This is a genomic window from Pseudomonas sp. WS 5011 (assembly GCF_012985775.1).
Taxonomy (GTDB): domain Bacteria; phylum Pseudomonadota; class Gammaproteobacteria; order Pseudomonadales; family Pseudomonadaceae; genus Aquipseudomonas; species Aquipseudomonas peli.
On record NZ_JAAQXA010000071.1, the window covers coordinates 1 to 1,271 of the forward strand.

Here is a 1,271-nt window from a genome sequence, read left to right on the forward strand (position 1 = left end):
TAGAGCATTGGAACCACCTGATCCCATCCCGAACTCAGTAGTGAAACGATGCATCGCCGATGGTAGTGTGGGGTTTCCCCATGTGAGAGTAGGTCATCGTCAAGCACCTATACCAAAACCCCCGATCGTGAAAACGGTCGGGGGTTTTACTTTGTGGCTCGAAAACAAACCATGCCCAGCTCAGCCTTTTATAGGCAACTAAACGGGGCGTATGGTCATGAGCAATATGTACGAAACTCAAGGTGCGCTCTTTGAGCGCACCTGGGCCTTCAATTGATGGCGTCACTCAGCGCTTTTGCCGGGACAAACTTAACGACTTTTTTTGCTGCGATTTGCAAGGTTTGTCCCGTTTGAGGGTTGCGGCCGGTGCGAGCGGGGCGCTCACTCACTTTTAGCTTACCGATACCCGGTAGTGTGATTTCGTCACTGTTCTCCAGTGCGTCGCTAACAATTTCACTTAACTGCTCCAGTGCTGCGCGCACGGTGCTTTTCGGTGTGTCTACGGCCTCGGCAATGTCGCTGATTAGCTGTTCTTTGGTTATAGCCATGGTTCTGCTCCTTGGTTGTATAGATAGCGGTTTAGATCGTATCGCGGTGCGGCATAGGCCGTTGAAGTGAAACTGGCGCTTTATCCGATCTGGCGCCAGTAGTCTATGCTGATGCTACTTGGCAATTCTCTTGGAGAACCAGCATGCTTCGTGCCTTCGCGAATTTAGGGTTTCGTTGGAAAATTGCGCTACCGATTATGTTGCTGGCGATTTTGTTGGTTTCGATGGGCGCCTTGGGAATGCGGGGCATTACCCAGGTTGCAGATTCAAGCACGAAACTGACTAATCGTTTTTTGCCAGGTATCAGCCTGCTTCTAAATGCCGATCGCGATCTTTATCAAGCCTTTGTTGCTGAGCGCAGCTTACTTGATGAGGGGGCGGGAGCGCATGCTGAGGCTTTGATTGCATCGCACTCAGAAAATATCCAGCAGGCTTACGAGCGCGTACATAAATTCGCAGATATGCAGCCGGGTCGAGAGGCGATGCAATTGGTTGCAGAGTTTGATAAGGGTTTCGAGCAATGGAAGGCCACGTCTCAAAAGGTACTGCAGTTAGCAACCAGTGACCCCCAAGCTGCCAGCGACTTGAGTTTTGGTGTGCGGATTCCACGCCATTCGGACACTCAGCCCACGCTGATCCGGACACCTGTTCCACGATCATTCGGACAGGCAGTCGGAGCGCAGCGACGCAGGGCTGGCATTGTTAGTCTGAGGTGCCCGGCGT

General features: G+C 52.2%; 2 protein-coding genes and 1 rRNA gene. 2 read left to right on the forward strand and 1 reads right to left on the reverse strand.

Annotated elements, in window-relative coordinates; genetic code table 11:
- Positions 1-105: ribosomal RNA gene (rrf, locus tag HBN63_RS21540) — 5S ribosomal RNA — on the forward strand; the annotation flags it as partial.
- Between the two features lie 164 nt (positions 106-269).
- Here the strand turns inward: rrf and HBN63_RS21545 are convergent.
- The gene (locus HBN63_RS21545; RefSeq protein WP_170050842.1) at positions 270-548 is read right to left on the reverse strand and encodes an HU family DNA-binding protein; all 279 of its coding nucleotides are present in this window, start codon (positions 546-548) and stop codon (positions 270-272) included.
- A gap of 143 nt (positions 549-691) precedes the next feature.
- Here HBN63_RS21545 and HBN63_RS21550 point away from each other — a divergent pair.
- Positions 692-1,271 (forward strand): MCP four helix bundle domain-containing protein (locus tag HBN63_RS21550; RefSeq protein ID WP_170050843.1); only part of this gene is annotated, 580 nt, incomplete at its 3' end.

What these genes read in the sequence shown, in the direction of transcription:
- HBN63_RS21545 (WP_170050842.1), bottom strand. Translation starts at nt 548, where the DNA reads ATGGCTATAACCAAAGAACAGCTAATCAGCGACATTGCCGAGGCCGTA.